At 71.4% G+C, this 18,565-nt stretch carries 13 protein-coding genes; 5 read left to right on the plus strand and 8 right to left on the minus strand.

The genetic code is table 11. The annotated features are described in order from the left end of the window. Window positions 1–103: 103 nt before the first annotated feature. From ACP4E5_RS12855 to ACP4E5_RS12875, 5 genes are all read right to left on the minus strand, one after another. Window positions 104–1,246, minus strand: coding sequence for an XdhC family protein (locus tag ACP4E5_RS12855; protein WP_425828116.1), 1,143 nt, complete (start codon window positions 1,244–1,246; stop codon window positions 104–106). Between the two features lie 59 nt (window positions 1,247–1,305). Continuing rightward, on the minus strand, window positions 1,306–2,757 hold the full coding sequence (locus tag ACP4E5_RS12860; protein WP_425828118.1) for an NCS2 family permease: 1,452 nt from the start codon (window positions 2,755–2,757) through the stop codon (window positions 1,306–1,308). A gap of 162 nt (window positions 2,758–2,919) precedes the next feature. After that, window positions 2,920–5,310 carry a xanthine dehydrogenase family protein molybdopterin-binding subunit gene (locus ACP4E5_RS12865; RefSeq protein WP_425828120.1) on the minus strand — a complete coding sequence of 797 codons (2,391 nt, stop codon included), beginning with the start codon at window positions 5,308–5,310 and terminating at the stop codon, window positions 2,920–2,922. A 5-nt stretch (window positions 5,311–5,315) separates the two neighbouring features. After that, a complete protein-coding gene (locus ACP4E5_RS12870) occupies window positions 5,316–5,894 on the minus strand; it encodes a (2Fe-2S)-binding protein (protein WP_425828122.1) in 579 nt (192 codons plus the stop codon). Further along, on the minus strand, window positions 5,894–6,796 hold the full coding sequence (locus ACP4E5_RS12875) for an FAD binding domain-containing protein (RefSeq protein ID WP_425828124.1): 903 nt from the start codon (window positions 6,794–6,796) through the stop codon (window positions 5,894–5,896). The genes ACP4E5_RS12870 and ACP4E5_RS12875 overlap by 1 nt, the downstream gene beginning before the upstream one ends. A 344-nt stretch (window positions 6,797–7,140) precedes the next feature. On the opposite strand from ACP4E5_RS12875, the gene ACP4E5_RS12880 reads away from it, so the two are divergent. Together ACP4E5_RS12880 and ACP4E5_RS12885 are read left to right on the plus strand one after the other, a co-directional pair. Then, window positions 7,141–8,847: a PucR family transcriptional regulator gene (locus tag ACP4E5_RS12880; RefSeq protein ID WP_425841267.1), complete on the plus strand. Its 1,707-nt coding sequence runs from the start codon at window positions 7,141–7,143 to the stop codon at window positions 8,845–8,847. 175 nt (window positions 8,848–9,022) lie between these two features. After that, complete coding sequence (locus ACP4E5_RS12885) at window positions 9,023–9,829, plus strand: hypothetical protein (protein WP_425828126.1); 807 nt, start codon at window positions 9,023–9,025, stop codon at window positions 9,827–9,829. 13 nt (window positions 9,830–9,842) lie between these two features. Here ACP4E5_RS12885 and ACP4E5_RS12890 read toward each other — a convergent pair whose 3' ends face one another. Next, complete coding sequence (locus ACP4E5_RS12890; protein WP_425828128.1) at window positions 9,843–10,643, minus strand: GntR family transcriptional regulator; 801 nt, start codon at window positions 10,641–10,643, stop codon at window positions 9,843–9,845. A 136-nt stretch (window positions 10,644–10,779) separates the two neighbouring features. On the opposite strand from ACP4E5_RS12890, the gene ACP4E5_RS12895 reads away from it, so the two are divergent. Beyond that, entirely contained in the window at window positions 10,780–11,634 is an 855-nt protein-coding gene (locus ACP4E5_RS12895; protein WP_425828130.1) for a (2Fe-2S)-binding protein, read from the plus strand. A 186-nt stretch (window positions 11,635–11,820) separates the two neighbouring features. Then, window positions 11,821–12,909 (plus strand): DUF2637 domain-containing protein, encoded by a 1,089-nt coding sequence (locus tag ACP4E5_RS12900; RefSeq protein ID WP_425828132.1) that lies wholly within the window; start codon window positions 11,821–11,823, stop codon window positions 12,907–12,909. A 35-nt stretch (window positions 12,910–12,944) separates the two neighbouring features. Here the strand turns inward: ACP4E5_RS12900 and ACP4E5_RS12905 are convergent, their stop codons facing one another. Further along, entirely contained in the window at window positions 12,945–13,400 is a 456-nt protein-coding gene (locus ACP4E5_RS12905) for an ATP-binding protein (RefSeq protein ID WP_425828133.1), read from the minus strand. A 283-nt stretch (window positions 13,401–13,683) separates the two neighbouring features. Here ACP4E5_RS12905 and ACP4E5_RS12910 point away from each other — a divergent pair, with 283 nt between their 5' ends. After that, on the plus strand, window positions 13,684–16,746 hold the full coding sequence (locus tag ACP4E5_RS12910; protein WP_425828135.1) for an alpha-mannosidase: 3,063 nt from the start codon (window positions 13,684–13,686) through the stop codon (window positions 16,744–16,746). 25 nt (window positions 16,747–16,771) lie between these two features. On the opposite strand, the gene ACP4E5_RS12915 is transcribed toward ACP4E5_RS12910, so the two are convergent. Then, window positions 16,772–18,517 carry a pyruvate dehydrogenase gene (locus ACP4E5_RS12915; RefSeq protein ID WP_425828137.1) on the minus strand — a complete coding sequence of 582 codons (1,746 nt, stop codon included), beginning with the start codon at window positions 18,515–18,517 and terminating at the stop codon, window positions 16,772–16,774. Window positions 18,518–18,565: the final 48 nt, after the last annotated feature.

Below are 18,565 nucleotides of genomic sequence, written 5' to 3' on the forward strand. Positions count from 1 at the left end.
CGGTCCACCTCAGTCGACCCAGCCCAAGCAAACCCCCTCGGGCCGCCAAGTCGGACCTAGCCGGCAGCCCAAGTCAACGCCCCCCGGGTCGCCCCGCCACACCTCACGCCACCGAATCCATCCGCCGCGCCGAGGTCGGGTCGTGGTGGATGGGGGTGTGGGCGCCCGTCAGGGATGCTCCGGTGCCGCCCCGGCGGGACGCGACGATTTCGGAAGCGATGGAGACCGCCACCTCCTCCGGCGTACGGGCCCCGAGGTCGAGCCCGATCGGGGACCGCAGGCGCGCCAGTTCCAGTTCGGTGACGCCCACCTCGCGCAACCGTTCATTGCGGTCCAGGTGGGTGCGCCGCGACCCCATGGCCCCCACGTACGCGACCGGGAGCCGCAGCGCGAGCCGGAGGAGTGGCACGTCGAACTTGGCGTCGTGGGTGAGGACGCACAGCACCGTACGACCGTCGATCTCCGCCGACACCCGCTCCAGGTACGTGTGCGGCCACTCGACCACGATCTCGTCGGCGTCGGGGAACCGCGCCGCCGTCGCGAACACCGGACGGGCGTCGCACACCGTGACCCGGTACCCCAGGAACTTGCCCATCCGCACCAGCGCCGACGCGAAGTCGATCGCGCCGAACACGATCATGCGGGGCGCGGGTACGGACGACTCCACGAGGATCGTGAGCGGGGATCCGCAGCGTGAGCCCTGCTCGCCGATCTCCAGCGTGCCGGTGCGCCCCGCGTCGAGGAACGCCGCCGCCTCCCCCGCCACGGTGCGGTCCAGCTCGGGATGGGCCCCGAACCCGCCCTCGTACGAGCCGTCGGGGCGGACGAGCACCGCCCGCCCCATCAGTTCGTCCGGCCCCGACACGATGCGCGCGAGCGCCGCCGCCTCCCCCGTGGCGGCGGTGCGGAGCGCGTCAAGTACGGCCGTATCAGACGCCCGTACAGGCGTGACGAGGATGTCGATGACGCCGCCGCAGGTGAGTCCCACGGCGAAGGCGTCGTCGTCGCTGTAGCCGAACCGTTCGAGGACCGGCTCACCGTCCTCGAGGGCCTGCGCGCACAGTTCGTACACCGCGCCTTCCACGCACCCGCCGGAGACCGAGCCGATCGCGGTGCCCTCGCTGTCGACGGCGAGCGCCGCGCCCGGCTGCCGGGGCGCGCTGCCGCCGACGGCCACCACGGTGGCCACGGCGAACTCGCGCCCCTGCTCGACCCACCGGTACAGCTCATCGGCGATGTCCAGCATGTCTCGGTCTCCTCACAGATACGTACGGCCGCGTACGGCGTACGACGACGGAAAGTGGGCTACTTGACGCCCATCCAGCTCTCGATCGGGTGCAGGGCGAAGTACACGATGAAGACGAGCGTCAGCACCCACATGAACGCGCCGATCTCGCGGAACTTGCCCTGCGCCGCCTTGATCGCGGTGTAGGCGATGACACCCGCGCCGACACCCGCCGTGATCGAGTACGTGAACGGCATCAGCGCCACGGTCAGGAACACCGGCACCGCGACGGCCCGGTCGGACCAGTCCACGTGCCGGGCGTTCTGCATCATCATCGCGCCGATGACGACGAGCGCGGCGGCGGCGACCTGGCCGGGCACGATCTGCGCGAGCGGCGTGAAGAACAGGCCGAGCGCGAAGAGGAAGCCGGTGACCACCGAGGACAGACCGGTGCGTGCGCCCTCGCCGACACCCGTCGCCGACTCGATGAAGACGGTCTGCCCGGAGGCCCCCGCCACACCGCCGATCGCGCCGCCGGCACCGTCGATGAACAGCGCCTTGGACAGGCCCGGCATTCGGCCCTTGTCGTCGGCGAGCTTCGCCTCGGTGCCGACGCCGATGATCGTGGCCATCGCGTCGAAGAACCCGGCGAGGACAAGCGTGAAGACGATCATTCCGACGGTCATCCCGCCGATGGAGTCCCAGCCGCCGAACTCGACGTGGCCAAAGAGCGAGAAGTCGGGCATCGACACCGCGCTGCCGGTCAGTTCGGGCGGGCTGCCGCCCCAGACCTTCGGGCTGAGGTCGAAGACCGCGTTGACGATGACGGCGAGGACCGTGCCGGCGACGATGCCGATGAGGATCGCGCCGGGGATGTTGCGGGCCTGGAGCATGAAGATGAGCAGCAGGGTGATCGCGAAGAGGAGGACGGGCCAGCCCTTGAGCTGACCGCCCGTGCCCAGGGTCACCGGGTTGCCCTTGCCGACGAACCCGGCGTTGACCAGGCCGATCAGGGCGATGAACATGCCGATGCCGATGGTGATGCCGTGCTTCAGGGCCAGCGGGATCGCGTTCATGATGATCTCGCGCAGGCCGGTGACGACCAGCAGCACGATCACCACGCCGTACATCACGCACATGCCCATGGCCTGCGGCCACGTCATGTTGGGCGCGACCTGGGTGGCGAGCACGCCGGATACGGACAGGCCGGCGGCGAGCGCCAGCGGGACCTTGCCGAGGAAGCCCATCAGCAGGGTGCACACGGCGGCGGCGAGCGCGGTCGCGGTGATCAGTCCGGCGTGGCTGAGCTTGTTGCCCGATGCGTCGGGGCCGCCGAGCAGCAGCGGGTTGAGCAGGAGGATGTAACACATCGCCATGAAGGTGGTGATGCCGCCGCGCACCTCGCGGGCGAACGTCGATCCTCTGTCGGATATGTGGAAGTAGCGGTCGAGCCAAGACCTGCCGGCGGGCTGGCGCGAGCCCGCGCCCGCGTCGTCGGCGGTGGTCTTGGGCTCCACGGACTGCTGGGTCATGGTGCCTCGTTTCCCAAGGTTCAAAGGGGCTCCCGTGAACTGCCGTACGGCACACGGGTTTTGGGATGGCTGCACGACCCGGGGGACGGCCCGAGACGCAGAGGAGGAGCGGCGGGGTGACGGTGCCTCAGAGAAGCGGCCGTCACCCCGCGGGGAGGCGGACTAGGCCGGAGCCGTGCCCGTCAGGTGCTCGGGCCGGACCGGGGTCCGGTCGAGCTCCAGACCCGTCGCGTTCCGGATCGCCGCGAGGACGGCCGGGGTCGACGACAGGGTCGGGGCCTCACCGATACCGCGCAGCCCGTACGGGGCGTGGTCGTCGGCGAGTTCGAGCACGTCGACCGGGATGGTCGGCGTGTCGAGAATCGTGGGGATCAGGTAGTCCGTGAAGGACGGGTTCCTGACCTTGGCGGTCTTCGGGTCGACGATGATCTCCTCCATCACCGCGATGCCGAGGCCCTGTGTGGTGCCGCCCTGGATCTGCCCGATCACGGACAGCGGGTTGAGCGCCTTGCCGACGTCCTGGGCGCAGGCCAGCTCGACGACCTTGACAAGTCCCAGCTCTGTATCCACCTCGACGACGGCGCGGTGTGCGGCGAAGGAGTACTGGACGTGCCCGTTGCCCTGCCCGGTGCGCAGGTCGAAGGCCTCGGTGGGGCGGTGCCGCCACTCCTCCTCGACCTCGACGGCCTCGCCCTCGAGCACGTCGACGAGGTCGGCGAGGACCTCGCCGCCGTCGGTGACGACCTTGCCGCCCTCCAGGAGGAGTTCGGCGGTGGCCCACGCGGGGTGGTAGGTGCCCAGCTTGCGGCGGCCGAGGTCGAGGACCTTCTCGCGGACCAGCTCGCAGGCGTTCTTGACGGCGCCGCCGGTGACGTACGTCTGGCGCGACGCGGAGGTCGAACCGGCGGACCCCACCTGGGTGTTGGCCGGGTGGATGGTCACCTGCGTGACTCCCAGTTCGGTGCGGGCGATCTGCGCGTGCACGGTGACGCCGCCCTGGCCGACCTCGGCCATCGCGGTGTGCACGGTGGCCACCGGCTCGCCGCCGACAACTTCCATGCGGACACGGGCTGTTGAGTAGTCGTCGAAGCCCTCGGAGAAGCCGACGTTCTTGATGCCGACCGCGTAGCCGACACCGCGTACGACGCCCTCGCCGTGCGAGGTGTTGGACAGGCCGCCGGGAAGCTGGCGCACGTCGGCGCCCTCGCTGGACTCCCACTGGCGCTCGGGCGGCAGCGGCATCGCCTTGACGCGGCGCAGGAGTTCGGCGACCGGAGCGGGCGAGTCGACGGGCTGGCCCGTCGGCATGATGGTGCCCTGCTCCATGGCGTTGAGCTGCCGGAACTCGACCCTGTCCATGCCCAGCTTGTCGGCCAGCTTGTCCATCTGCGCCTCGTACGCGAAGCACGCCTGGACCGCGCCGAAGCCGCGCATGGCGCCGCAGGGCGGGTTGTTGGAGTAGAGCGCGATGGCCTCGATGTCGACGTCGTCGAGCACGTACGGGCCGACCGCGAGCGACGAGGCGTTGCCGACGACGGCCGGGGAGGCCGAGGCGTAGGCGCCGCCGTCCAGCACGATGCGGCACTTCATGTGCGTCAACTTGCCGTCGCGCGTGGCCCCGTGCTCGTAGTACAGCTTCGCCGGGTGGCGGTGGACGTGCCCGAAGAAGGACTCGAAACGGTTGTAGACGATCTTGACGGGCTTGCCGGTGCGCAGTGCGAGGAGGCACGCGTGGATCTGCATCGACAGGTCCTCGCGGCCGCCGAAGGCGCCGCCGACGCCGGACAGCGTCATCCGGACCTTGTCCTCGGGCAGGCCGAGGACGGGGGCGATCTGGCCGAGGTCCGAGTGCAGCCACTGGGTGGCGACGTAGAGGTCGACGCCGCCGTCCTCGGCCGGCACGGCGAGGCCGGACTCGGGGCCGAGGAAGGCCTGGTCCTGCATGCCGAAGGTGTACTCGCCCTTGACGATGAAGTCGGCCTTCTTGGCGGCCTCTTCGGCGTTGCCGCGGACGATCGGCTGGCGGTGCACGATGTTGGGGTGCGGGACGTGACCGATGTGGTGGTCGTCGCGGTTCTCGTGAACGAGCACCGCGTCGGGCGCGGTCGCGGAGGCCTCGTCGGTGATGACGGGCAGCTCGCGGTACTCGACCTTGATCTTGGCGGCGGCGCGCCGCGCGGTCTCCGGGTGGTCGGCCGCGATGCAGGCGACTGGCTCGCCGTGGTGGCGGACCTTGCCGTGCGCGAGGACCGGGGTGTCCTTGATCTCCAGGCCGTAGTTCTTCACCGCGGTGGGGAGGTCGTCGTACGTGAGTACCGCGTAGACACCGGGAGTTGCGAGGGCCTCGCCCGTGTCGATGGAGACGATCTCGGCGTGCGCGACGGTGGAGCGCAGAATGTGGCCCCACAGCATGTCCTCGTGCCACATGTCGGACGAGTACGCGAACTCGCCGGTGACCTTGAGGGTGCCGTCCGGGCGGAGTGTGGACTCACCGATGCCGCCCTTGGTCTGCGATCCCTGGGTGACCTTGCCGGGGATTCCTGTCGTACCCATGCTGCTCAGACTCCCTCGGGCTGCGACTGCCGCGCGGCGGCGAGCCGGACCGCGTCCATGATCTTCTCGTAGCCGGTGCAGCGGCAGAGGTTCCCGGAGAGCGCCTCGCGGATGTCCGCGTCTGACGGGCTCGGGTTCTGCTCCAGCATCTCGTCGGCCGCGACCAGGAGGCCGGGCGTGCAGAAACCGCACTGGACGGCACCGGCGTCGATGAACGCCTGCTGGATCGGGGCGAGTTCGCCGCCCTCACCGGTCTGCGAGTCGGCACCCTTGGCGGACCAGCCCTGCGCGTCCTGAAGCGTCGTACCGTGCGAACTTCCGCTGCACGCGCGGGACTTGGCGTGGTCGGCGAGGCCCTCGACGGTGACGACCTCGCGGCCCTCGACCTGTCCGGCGGCCACCAGACACGAACAGACGGGCACGCCGTCGAGCCGGACGGTGCAGGATCCGCACTCCCCCTGCTCGCACGCGTTCTTCGATCCCGGAAGCCCCATCCGCTCGCGCAGCACGTAGAGAAGGGACTCGCCCTCCCAGACGTCGTCGGCTTCCTGCTTACGGCCGTTGACCGTGAAATTGACGCGCATTACGCGGCTCCCTCCGTGCGAGTGCCCGAGCCGCGGTACGACTCCCAGGCCCAGGTCAGCGTGCGGCGCGCCATGACGCCGACCGCGTGACGGCGGTACGAGGCGGTGCCCCGCACGTCGTCGATCGGGTTGCAGGCGCCGGAGCACAGCGTGGCGAACTGCTTGGCGACCGACGGGGTGATGACCTTTCCGTTGTCCCAGAACCCGCCCTCGTCGAGCGCGGCGGCGAGGAACTCCTCCGCCTCCTTGGCGCGGACCGGCGTGGGCGCGGCCGAGCCGATGCCGGTGCGCACGGTGCGGGACTCGGGGTGCAGGGCGAGGCCGAAGGCGCAGACGGCGATGACCATCGCGTTGCGCGTGCCGACCTTGGAGAACTGCTGCGGCCCCTCGGCCTTCTTGATGTGCACGGCGCGGATCAGCTCGTCCTCGGCGAGGGCGTTGCGCTTGACCCCCGTGTAGAACTCGTCGATCGGGATGCGCCGGGAGCCGCGGACCGACTCCACCTCGACCTCGGCGCCGGAGGCGAGCAGCGCCGGGTGGGCGTCACCGGCCGGCGAGGCGGTGCCGAGGTTGCCGCCGACGCCGCCGCGGTTGCGGATCTGCGGGGAGGCGACGGTGTGCGAGGCGAGGGCGAGCCCCGGCAGCTCACCGCGCAGGTGCTCCATGATCTTGGTGTACGGGACGGAGGCGCCGAGCCGGACGGTGTCGCCCTGAGGCCCCCCGCCCACCTCCCACTCACTCAGCTCACCGATGCGGTTGAGGTCGAGCAGGTACTCGGGGCGGCGGTGGTCGAAGTTGATCTCGACCATGACATCGGTGCCGCCTGCGATCGGCACGGCTGTGGGGTGCTCGGCCTTCGCGGCGAGCGCCTCCTCCCAGCTGCCGGGGCGAAGGAAGTCCATAACGGCCCTCTTCTCCGTGAGGTTCGTGGATCGGGCAGGGATCGTGCGTGGTTCGTGCGTCGTCGGGGGCGATGCGATCGAGCCACGGGATGTGCGGATCACAGGGGCTCGTGCGGTTCTGTCCATGTGCTGTTCACGCGGAGTGAGGCCAGTACACCGCCTGTGCTCCGGCAGTGTCAGTCACGGAAAACATGAACGCGTTGGCTGGCCCGCGGGGGTGTCTTGTAGATTCGTATGAACGGGTGGCATCAGTAACCTCACCGTTTTTCCCCGGAAACCCAGGCCACAGGTCCGCGGGGTTCCACTTGGGTACGACTTCGAGACAGATCGGCGGCGACGAAGACATGCGGCTGCGCGCATTGCTGGACACGGACGCGCTGGGCCTCAGGCTCCTCGGCGGCGAGGAGGAGCTCGACCGCACCGTCCGCGGCGTGATGACGACGGACCTGCGGGACCCCAGCCGCTATCTGTCCGGGGGCGAGCTGGTCCTCACGGGCCTGGCCTGGCACCGGGAGCCGGCCGACTCGGAGCCCTTCGCCCGGCTGATGGCCGCGGCGGGCGTCGCGGCCGTCGCCGCGGGCACCGCCGAGTTCGGCTACGTCCCCGAGGACTTCGTCGAGGCCTGCGCCCGGCACCGCGTCCCGCTGTTCTCGGTGGCCCAGTCGGTGGCGTTCGGGACGATCACCGAGCACGTCGTGCGCCAGGTCTCCGGCGAGCGCGCCGGGGACCTCGCGGCGGTCGTCGACCGGCACCGGCGCCTGATGACGTCGGGGCCCGCTGGCGGCGGCCCGGACGTCGTCCTCGACCTGCTCGGCAGCGACCTGGACCTGCGGGCGTGGGTGCTCTCCCCGACGGGGCGCGCGATCGCGGGCTCGTCGGCGGCCGGGCCCGAGCTGCCAGCGGAGATCCGCACCCGGCTCGCCGCCGAGCACCTGGCGGCCCTGCGCACCGGGCGGCGCAGCCCGCACCGGGTGTCGGTGGAAGGGGTCACGTACTCGCTGTTCCCGGTCCGCTCCGCGCCGAAGGACGGGCCGGCCGCCCCCGCGCCCTCCGCCGACACGCGGGCGAGCGCCCTCGCGGACTGGCTGCTCGCCGTCGAGGCCGACGCGGGCGACTGGCCGGAGGAGCGGCTCGACCTGTTGCAGGGCGTCACGCAGCTGATCTCGGTGGAGCGCGAGCGGCGGGACGCGGCGCGCACGGTGCGGCGCAGGCTCGCGCAGGAGGTCCTGGAGCTGGTGCAGGCGGGCGCGGCCCCCGCGGAGATCGCGGCGCGCCTGCGCGTCGCGGCGCCCGTGCTGCTGCCGGGTCTTGGCGCGGCCCCGCACTGGCAGGTCGTCGTGGCGCGCGTGGAGTGGACGGACCAGGGGGGCGAGAAGGCCGAGGGCGGGGCCGTGGCCCAGTCGCTCCTGGAGGAGATCCTCATCGCCCCGGAGGCCGGGGCGCGCCCGGACGCCGCCGAGCCGTCCGACCGGATCGCCGTGGCGCACTCCGGGGACGAGGCGATCGCCCTGATGCCGCTGCCCGCCGTGGCCGCGGAGCACGACGGCTCGGAGCAGGGCCTGCTCGCGGACACGCTGCTGACCGCCGTGCGCGAACCCCTCGCGGCCGGGCTCGCCGACGACGGGCGCCTGGCGATCGGCGTGAGCGCCGCGGTGCACTCCGCGGAGGGGCTGCGCGGCGCCCTTGAGGAGGCGCGGCACGCACGACGCGTGGCGGCCGCCCGCACGGGCGTGGTCTGCGCGGCGGGCCACCAGGAGCTGGCGTCCCACGTCCTGCTCCTGCCGTTCGTCCCGGACGACGTACGCCGCGCGTTCACGGCCCGCCTGCTCGACCCCCTTCGTGATTACGACCACAAGCACCGGGCCGAGCTGATCACGACGCTGGAGGCGTTCCTCGACTGCGACGGCTCGTGGACCCGCTGCGCGTCCCGGCTGCATCTGCACGTGAACACGCTGCGGTACCGCGTGGGCCGCATCGAGCAGCTGACGGGTCGTGATCTTTCGCGCCTGGAGGACAAGTTGGACTTCTTCCTGGCGTTGCGGATGAGCTGACGTCCCATCAACCCCCTGCGCACCGCCCTAGCGATCTTGGGTGCGCCCGGGAACCCCATCCCTTTGTGAAATCTTTCACCCACCCCCTTGGCCGGGCGCCTTGATCCGTGCTGAGATGCCCCACGGCAACTCGGCTCGATGGCGTGCTCGGGAGGGCAATGTGGCGTATACCGCCATGTCTGGTACCGGAACGAACACAGCGGACGATCCACTCCAGACCGCGGTATGGCGGCTGCGTTCGCGCGGCTGCTGGGCCGACGCCGCGGCGCTCCTCGACCATCACGCGACGACGGACGCGGGGGCGGCCCTGCAACGGGCGGCGCTACTGGTGGAGCGGTGCCTGTACACGGAGCAGGGGTGGGCGGACGCGGAGGACGCCCTGCGGGCCGCGGAGGCGCTGGCCCACACGGACGAGGAGCGCGGGGCCGCGGCCTGCGAACGCGGCCAACTCGCCTACGCCGCGACGTTGTTGAAGACGCGGGACCGTTCCGACGAGGCCCGTTCGGCGTTCGGCAGGGCGGCGGCGCTCATCGCCCCGGGTGCGCCCGGCCGCGCGTTGCTCGACTTCCGGCGCGGCCTGATGTCGGAGAACCTGGCGGACTCACCGCAGGCGGCCCGCGCGGCGTACCGCAGGGCCCACGCGGGCGCGACGGCCCACGGCGACGCGCTCCTGCTCTCCTTCACCTGGCGCCATCTCGCCGGACTCGCCCTGCGTGAGGGTGAGTTGGCGGAGGCGCGGCACGGTTTCACGGAGTCCCTGCGCATACGCGAGGAACTCGGCTACCTGGTCGGCACGGCCCCGGCCCTCGCGTCCCTGGCGGAGGCCGAGCCGGAGCCGGACACGAAGGCGCGCCTGCGCGCGGAGGCGGGCCGCTTGTTCCGCCTCCTGGACGGCGTACCGACGTGGCTGGCAGGGGTGTTGCCTGCTCAAGCCCCTGCGGCGCTTGAGCAGCGGGGTCCGGGGCGGAGCCCCGCGGCGTAGGGACGGCAGGCCGTCACCCTCCGATGTGCTCCCGCACCAGAACGGTCACCGCGCCACAGTCCCGCGCCTCCAACGCGTCCAGCAGCGCGGCGTGCTGCATCGCGTCGACGGCGAGGTCGGACGCCGCCCACCCCACCTGCCGGTGCAGGTCCTCGGCGACCCGGACCACCTGGTCGTTGCCGGCGAACGCGAGAAGCGCGCGGTGGAACGCACGGTCCGCCTCCGCGTACCCCGCCCGGTCCCCCACTGCCGCGGCGGCCGTCGTGGCGCGGGCCAGCGGCCGCAGTTCGGCCCACCGCGCGGGCGCGACCGTACGCGCGAGCCGCGTCACCACCGGCACCTCGACGAGCGCCCGCACCTCCGCGAGCTCGGCCAGCTCACGGTCCGAACGCCGGGTCACCCGGAACCCCCGGTTGGGCACGACCTCGACCGCGCCCTCGCGCGCCAGCTGCTGCATCGCCTCGCGCACCGGCGTCGCCGAGACCCCGAAGCGCTCCCCCAGGGCGGGACCCGAGTACACCTCGCCGGGCGTGAGATCGCCGGAGACGAGCGCGGCCCGCAGCGCGTCGAGCACCTGGCCGCGCACGGACGTCCGCTCGACCGCCCCGCGCGGCGCGAGTCGCGGCGCGGGAGGCTCGCTGTGGGTGTGATCGCCACGGCTCTGCTCGGGAACGGACGCCGGCGCGGCGGGAGCGGGCACTGAGGGAGCGGGTACAGGGGACTGCGGCGCCCACCGCGACGCCGACCGCTGCTCCGGCACTCCCATGGAGGAGTCGTGTGCCGCGCGTGGTCTCGCCCGCTCCACCCCGGTCATCCCCTTCGCCGCCGTTCCTTGCCGTTTGTCCGAAGCTCAACGACGAACGATAGAGGGCCGGGCCGACAGTTCAAACCCCGCCCCGTTCGGGTAAGGTAAGGCTTACCTGTAAACGATCGTGAATCGGTGGCCCCGCATGCCCTTCACCACGTCGGCGCTCGGCGCGCCTCCCAGCGCGGTCTCGGCCGCGTACGCCCGCCTCACCGAGGTGTTCCCGGGCCTGGGCGTCACCGAGGTGCCCGTGGGCGAGGCGCTGCCCGGGGGGCCCGGCTGGGTGCACATCGAGCGGCTCGCCGAGGGCGGCGCCGCGCTCGACGCCTTCCTCGCGTGGGACGACGCGCAGGTACTCAAGGACTACGGCACCCGCGCCCGCCCCGACGTCATCGCGAGCTTCGGCCTGCACCGCTACGCCTGGCCCGCCTGCCTGCTCATCACGATCCCCTGGTTCCTGCACCGCCGCGTCCCCCGCTTCCCCGCGTCCGAGGTCGCCTTCCAACGCACGCACGGCCGGCTCGCCGTCCGCGTCACCGAGTTCGCCTGCCTCCCGGGCGACCCGGCGGCGAACATGCCGGGCGCCCGCGTCGTCCCCGACGAGGAGGCCCTGCGCGCCGAGGTCCGCGCGGCCGTCGCCGAACATCTCCAGCCCGTCCTCGGCGGCTTCGGGCCGCGGATGCGGCGCGGCCCGCGCGCCCTGTGGGGCATGGCGACGGACGAGATCGTCGAGTCCCTCTGGTACGTCGGCCACCTCCTCGGCGAGGAGCGGCGCGCCATGACCGACCTGGAGGCGCTGCTGCCCGGCGCCACGAAGCCGTACGTCGGGAAGGCCGCGTTCCGCGAACTGACGGGCCCCGACGGGGAGTTGCTGCCGACCCGTGACCGCGCGAGCTGCTGCATGTTCTACACGCTGCGCCCGCAGGACACCTGCGTGACCTGTCCGCGTACCTGTGACGCGGACCGGGTCGGCAGGCTCACCGCAACCGCGGCAGCCTGAACCACTCGTACGAGTGACGTAATTCGAACTCAACTGCCGTTTTACCGGCGGGAGTTCGAGCGTACGACCGCTTTACGCGCCCCCTTGCACACCAATGGCGTTCTCTTGCCCCGAAACCCCCTGCGGGCTCGGGCGGCTGGGCCAATATGGCGCCGTTCAGCCCTATCGCGATGCAAGGGACCCCAGATGAGACTGACCGACATATCGCTGGATTGGCTGCTTCCGGGCGCCGTACTGCTCCTGGGCATGCTGGCGGCGGTCGCAGTGCTCGCGCGCGGCAGGCGCGCCGGGGGCAGCAAGAAGGACGCGGGAGCGTTCTCCGACGAATCGTGGGAACGCAGCGAGGAGCGCCGCAGGCGCAAGGAGGCCGTCTACGGCACCGCCTCGTACGTGCTGCTGTTCTGCTGCGCGGCCGTCGCCGCCGCGCTCTCCTTCCACGGCCTGGTCGGCTTCGGCCAGCAGAACCTGAATCTGACCGGGGGATGGGAATACCTCGTCCCCTTCGGACTCGACGGCGCCGCGATGTTCTGTTCGGTGCTCGCCGTGCGCGAGGCCAGCCACGGCGACGCCGCGCTCGGCTCCCGGATACTCGTGTGGACGTTCGCCGGGGCCGCCGCCTGGTTCAACTGGGTACACGCGCCACGAGGGTTGGACCACGCGGGCGCCCCGCACTTCTTCGCGGGGATGTCCCTGTCGGCGGCCGTCCTCTTCGACCGCGCCCTGAAGCAGACGCGCCGCGCGGCGCTGCGCGAACAGGGCCTGGTGCCGCGGCCGTTGCCGCAGATCCGGATGGTGCGCTGGCTGCGCGCGCCCCTGGAGACGTACAGCGCCTGGTCGTTGATGCTCCTGGAGAATGTGCGCACCCTCGACGAGGCCGTGGACGAGGTGCGCGAGGACAAGCGGGAGAAGACGCAGCACCGGATGCGCCAGCGCGAGCACCAGAAGCTGGAGCGTGCCCAACTGAAGGCGCTGAGCCGTGGTTTCGGCGCGCGTGACCCCCGGCAGGTGGAGGCCGGCGCTTCCGGGCAGAGCGGCCCGGAGTCCGCCATACCGGCGGCGGCCTCGCCGTCGGAACTACCGCAGGCGGCGCCCGCACCGGAACAGCTTCCGCTGCGCGCCCGTCCCTCTTTGCAGGCCGTCAAGGGCATCCGTAAGTCCCGTGACCAGAAGGCGCCCGTCACCGTCGACCTCACGGCGGAGGACGACACGCAGGCGCTGCCCCGGCTCGACTCTCTGGAGCAGAAGCTCAAGGACCTTGAGCAGCAGCTCGGTTGAGCCCGTCCGTGGCACGGCGGCGTCGTGGGATCAGATCACGCGACGCCGCCGTCCAGTTCGAACCAGACCACCTTGCCCGTGGCATCCGGGCCGAGCGCCGCGACGCCCCAGGCGTCCGCGAGGGACTGCACCAGGATGAGGCCGCGCCCACTGGTGCCGTGCGTACCGTCGTCGGCGTGCGGTACGCGTGGCTTGGGCCTGCGCGAGACGAAGTCACGGACCTCGACCCGCAGGGAGCGCGCCCCCACGGTCGCCGTGAGTTCCGCCTCGCAGTCCGTGTGCACCAGCGCGTTCGTCACGAGCTCGCTGGTGAGCAGCTCCGCCACCTCCGATCTTCCGGGCCTGCCCCAGTGCAGCAGGAGTTCGCGCAGCGCCCGCCTCGTCTCCGGGACGGCCCGTAAGTCCGCCTTGCCCAGCTTTCGCTTGAGCTGTCGCGGAGGCTCGTCCTCCGGATCCGCGCGCGGCGCCGCGGCCCCCTTCTCGTACGTCATTGAACCCGTGTCGCCCATCGGGGCGCCCCCTCGTGACTGCCGTTTCATGGCCCCCGCCCACACGCCGATCCCATGCCTCTCCGGCTGGACTTCTCCTGCGCGGCCTGTTCTTCGAACGCGTACACGGGGATGAATGCCCCGCTGCCTGATCGGCACGCTTGTTGATTGGTCCACGACTTGCCGGGTGCCCGGCGCCACGCCGGGGAAGGAGGCGAGTGGACGCCGCCTGGAACGGCACAGTACGAGCACCGGACAGCACCGCAGAAGCACTGAAGGAGACGCCGTGCACGACGACCGACACCTCGTGGAAGGCCGACTCGACCGGGCGATGCGCCAGTTCGTGCGGCCCGCGCAGTACGGGGCGCGGGTACCGCTGAGCATGAGCGTCTGGCACGCGCCGGGGGAACCGGTGCCGGTGGCCGAGGCCCTCGAGGGCACGTACGAACCCTTCGAGACCGGCACCGCCTGGGGAAAGCCGTGGTCCACCAGCTGGTTCCGCCTGGAGGGGCGGGTGCCCGAGGAGTGGGCGGGGCGGCACGTCGAGGCGGTCGTCGACCCCGGTTTCTCGGGGCAGGGGCCCGGCTTCCAGGCCGAGGGGCTGCTCTACGACGCGTCGGGCGTGCCGCTCAAGGGCATCCACCCGCGCAACCGGCACCTGACGATCGCGGCGCGCGCGACCGGCGGGGAACCGGTGCGGCTGCTCCTGGAGGCGGCGGCCAATCCGACGGTGCTCCGGGACTTCGAGCCCACATTGCTGGGCGACGTACTGACCGCAGGGGATCGCCCCAACTACCGATTCCGCTCTGCCGATCTGGCCGTACTCGACGAGGAGGTCTGGCACCTCGTCCTGGACGTCGAGGTGCTCTCGGAGCTGATGCACGAGCTGGACGCCGACCGGGCCAGGCGCCACGACATCCTGCGCGCCCTGGAGCGGATGCTGGACGCCCTCGATCTGCACGATGTCCCCGGCACCGCGCAGGCGGCCCGAGCCGAGCTGGCCGAGGTGCTCTCGCAGCCCGCGCACGCGAGCGCGCACCGGGTCTCGGCGGCCGGGCACGCGCACATCGACTCGGCGTGGCTGTGGCCGCTGCGCGAGACGGTCCGCAAGGCCTCGCGCACCTTCGCGAACGTCACCGCGCTGGCCGCCGACTACCCGGAGCTGGTCTTCGCGTGCTCGCAGGCGCAGCAGTACGCGTGGGTGAAGGAGCACCAGCCGCACATCTGGGAGCGCATCAAGAAGGCGGTCGCGGACGGGAACTGGTCGCCGGTCGGCTCGATGTGGGTGGAGTCGGACGCCAACATGCCCGGCGGCGAGGCCCTCGCACGCCAACTGGTGCACGGCAAGCGGTTCTTCAAGGAAGAGCTGGGCGTGGAGACGGAGGAGATCTGGCTGCCGGACTCCTTCGGATACACCGCGGCCTTCCCGCAGTTGGCGAAGCTCGCGGGCGCCAAGTGGTTCCTGACGCAGAAGCTGAGCTGGAACCAGACGAACAAGATGCCGCACCACACGTTCTGGTGGGAGGGTATCGACGGCACGCGCGTGTTCACCCACTTCCCGCCGGTGGACACGTACAACGCGCAGTTCCACGCGAGTGAACTGGCCCGTGCGGAACGGAACTTCGCGGAGAAGGGCGGCGCGTCCCGCTCCCTCGTCCCGTTCGGCTGGGGCGACGGCGGGGGCGGCCCGACCCGCGAGATGCTGGAGAAGGCGCGCCGCCTGCGCTCCCTGGAGGGCTCGCCGCGCGTCTCCATCGAGAAGCCGGCCGCGTTCTTCGAGGCGGCGCACGAGGAGTACGGCGCGAAGGCCCCCGTGTGGTACGGCGAGCTGTACCTGGAGATGCACCGCGCCACGTACACGACGCAGGCGAAGACGAAGCAGGGCAACCGGCGCTCCGAACACGCCCTGCGCGAGGCCGAGTTGTGGTGCACCGCGGCCGCACTGCACGACACGTCGTACGCGTACCCGTACGACGCCCTCGACCGGATCTGGAAGACGGTGCTGCTGCACCAGTTCCACGACATCCTGCCGGGCTCGTCGATCGCCTGGGTCCACCGCGAGGCACGGGAGACGTACGCGCAGGTGCTCGCGGAGCTGGACGACATCACGTCGGACGCCGTGCACCGCCTGGGCGGTTCCGCACCGTCGGCGCTCAACGCCTCCCCGTACCCGCGCAGCGAAGTCGTCGCGCACGACGGCCAGTTGGTGCACGTGTACGTCGACGGGCTCGGGGCGCAGGCGCTCACCGAGACCACCGGGAAGATGCGGGGCCCCGGCGCGCACGCGGCGGCGGCGCGGGAGACGGAGTCGATCGTCCTCGCCAATGAGCACCTCACGGTCACCATCGACAGCGACGGACTCGTCACCTCCGTAAGGGACTTGAACAACGGAGGCCGCGAGGCCCTCGCACCCGGCAGCCGCGGCAACCTGCTGCAACTGCACCCCGACCACCCCACGCAGTACGACGCCTGGGACCTGGACGCCCACTACCGGCACACCCGCACCGACCTCACGGAGGCCGAGTCGGTGGAGCTGGTCGAGGAGGGGCCGCTGCGGGTCTCCGTGCGCGTCACCCGCTCCTTCGGGAAGTCCCGGATCACGCAGGAGTACCGGCTCGCGGCGGACAGCCGGCGCCTGGACGTCGTCACGGACATCGACTGGCAGGAGTCGGAGAAGGTCCTCAAGGCGGCGTTCCCCCTGGACGTGCACGCCGAGCGGTCGTCCGCGGAGATCCAGTTCGGCCACGTCAACCGGCCCACGCACGCCAACACCGGCTGGGACGCGGCCCGTTACGAGATCTGCGCGCACCGCTGGCTGCGGGTGGCCGAGGAGGGCTACGGGGTCGCCCTCGTCAACGACTCGACGTACGGCCACGATGTGACCCGCGCCGCGCACGACGAGGGTCTCGGCACCACGGTCCGCCTCACGCTCCTGCGCGCCCCGCACTCCCCCGACCCGGAGACGGACCTGGGCACGCACCGTTTCACGCACGCGCTGCTGCCGGGCGCGACGACGGGCGACGCGGTGGCGGAGGGGCTCGCCCTGAACCTGCCGCTGCGGATCGCGCCCGCGCCCTCGGTGACGCCGCTGGTCACGGTCGACGACCCGGCGGTGACGGTGGAGTCCGTGAAGCTCGCGGAGGACCGGAGCGGGGATGTCGTGGTGCGGCTCTACGAGTCGCGGGGCGGGCGCGCGAGCGCGACGCTCACGGCGGCGTTCCCGGTGGCGGGCGCGGACGAGACGGACCTCCTGGAGCGTCCGCTGCGCCCGGCCGCCACCTCGGACGCCGGTCTCGCCCTGTCGCTGCGCCCGTTCCAGATCCTGACGCTGCGGCTGCGGCCGGTGTGACCGGAGGGTGCCTGCCCGCGGGCGCCTACGGACGCGGCATGTTACGGAGGTTGGAGCGGGCCATCTGCACCATGCGGCCCACTCCGCCGTCGAGGACGATCTTCGAGGCGGACAGGGCGAATCCCGTGACCATCTCGGCGCTGATCTTCGGCGGGATGGACAGCGCGTTGGGGTCGGTGACGACGTCGACGAGCGCGGGACCCTTGTGCTTGAACGCGTCCTTCAGGGCGCCTGCGAGCTGCTTCGGCTTCTCGACGCGGACGCCGTAGGCACCGGCGGCGCGAGCGATGGCAGCGAAGTCGGGGTTCTTGTTGGTGGTCCCGTAGGAAGGCAGCCCGGCCACCAGCATCTCCAACTCCACCATTCCCAGGGAGGAGTTGTTGAAGAGGACGACCTTCACCGGCAGGTCGTACTGGACGAGGGTGAGGAAGTCGCCCATCAGCATCGAGAAGCCGCCGTCGCCCGACATGGAGACGACCTGCCGGTTCCGGTCGGTGAACTGGGCGCCGATCGCCATCGGCAGCGCGTTCGCCATCGAGCCGTGGGAGAACGAACCGATGACGCGGCGCCGCCCGTTGGGTGAGATGTAGCGGGCCGCCCAGACGTTGCACATGCCGGTGTCGACCGTGAACACGGCGTCCTCGGCGGCGAGTTCGTCGACGACGGAGGCGACGTACTCGGGGTGGATGGGGGTGTGCTTCTCGACCTTGCGCGTGTACGCCTTCACGACGCCTTCCAGCGCGTCGGCGTGCTTCTTCAGCATCCGGTCGAGGAACTTGCGGTTCTCCTTGGGCTTCACGCGCGGCGTGAGGCAGCGCAGCGTCTCGCGTACGTCGCCCCAGACCGCGAGGTCCAGCTTCGAGCGCCTGCCGAGGTGCTCGGGCCGCACGTCGACCTGGACGATCTTGACGTCCTTCTGCGGCAGGAAGGCGTTGTACGGGAAGTCGGTGCCGAGCAGGATCAGCAGATCGCACTCGTGGGTGGCCTCGTACGCGGCTCCGTACCCGAGCAGCCCGCTCATGCCGACGTCGTACGGGTTGTCGTACTGAATCCATTCCTTGCCGCGCAGCGCGTGGCCGACCGGTGACTTGATCTTCTCGGCGAACTCCATGACCTCGGCGTGCGCGCCCGCGGTGCCGCTGCCGCAGAACAGGGTGACCTTGCCGGCCTCGTCGATCAGCTCGACGAGCTTGTCGATCTCGGCGTCACCGGGGCGGATGCTGGGCCGGGAGGTGACGATCGCCGTCTCGATGGACCTCTCGGGGGCGGGTTCGTCGGCGACGTCGCCGGGGAGCGTCACGACGCTGACGCCGGACTGGCCGACGGCGTTCTGGATGGCGGTCTGCAGGACGCGCGGCATCTGCTGCGGGCTGGAGATCATCTCGCTGTAGTGCGAGCACTCGGAGAACAGCCGGTCGGGGTGGGTCTCCTGGAAGAAACCGAGGCCGATCTCGCTGGACGGGATGTGCGAGGCGAGGGCGAGTACGGGGGCCATCGAGCGGTGGGCGTCGTACAACCCGTTGATGAGGTGCAGGTTGCCCGGGCCGCACGAGCCCGCGCACGCGGTCATCTTCCCGGTGACCTGGGCTTCCGCGCCGGCCGCGAAGGCGGCGGTCTCCTCGTGCCGTACGTGGACCCAGTCGATCGCGTCGTTGCGCCGGATCGCGTCGACGACCGGGTTGAGGCTGTCGCCCACGACTCCGTACATGCGCTCGACGCCCGCGCGGACGAGGATGTCGACGAACTGCTCGGCGACGTTCTGCTTGGCCATGACTCACGTGCCCTTCCGGAACCCGTTTCCACTGCTTCGCGTTGCTTC

It is taken from the genome of Streptomyces fractus, from assembly GCF_049844455.1.
GTDB lineage: Bacteria > Actinomycetota > Actinomycetes > Streptomycetales > Streptomycetaceae > Streptomyces > Streptomyces fractus.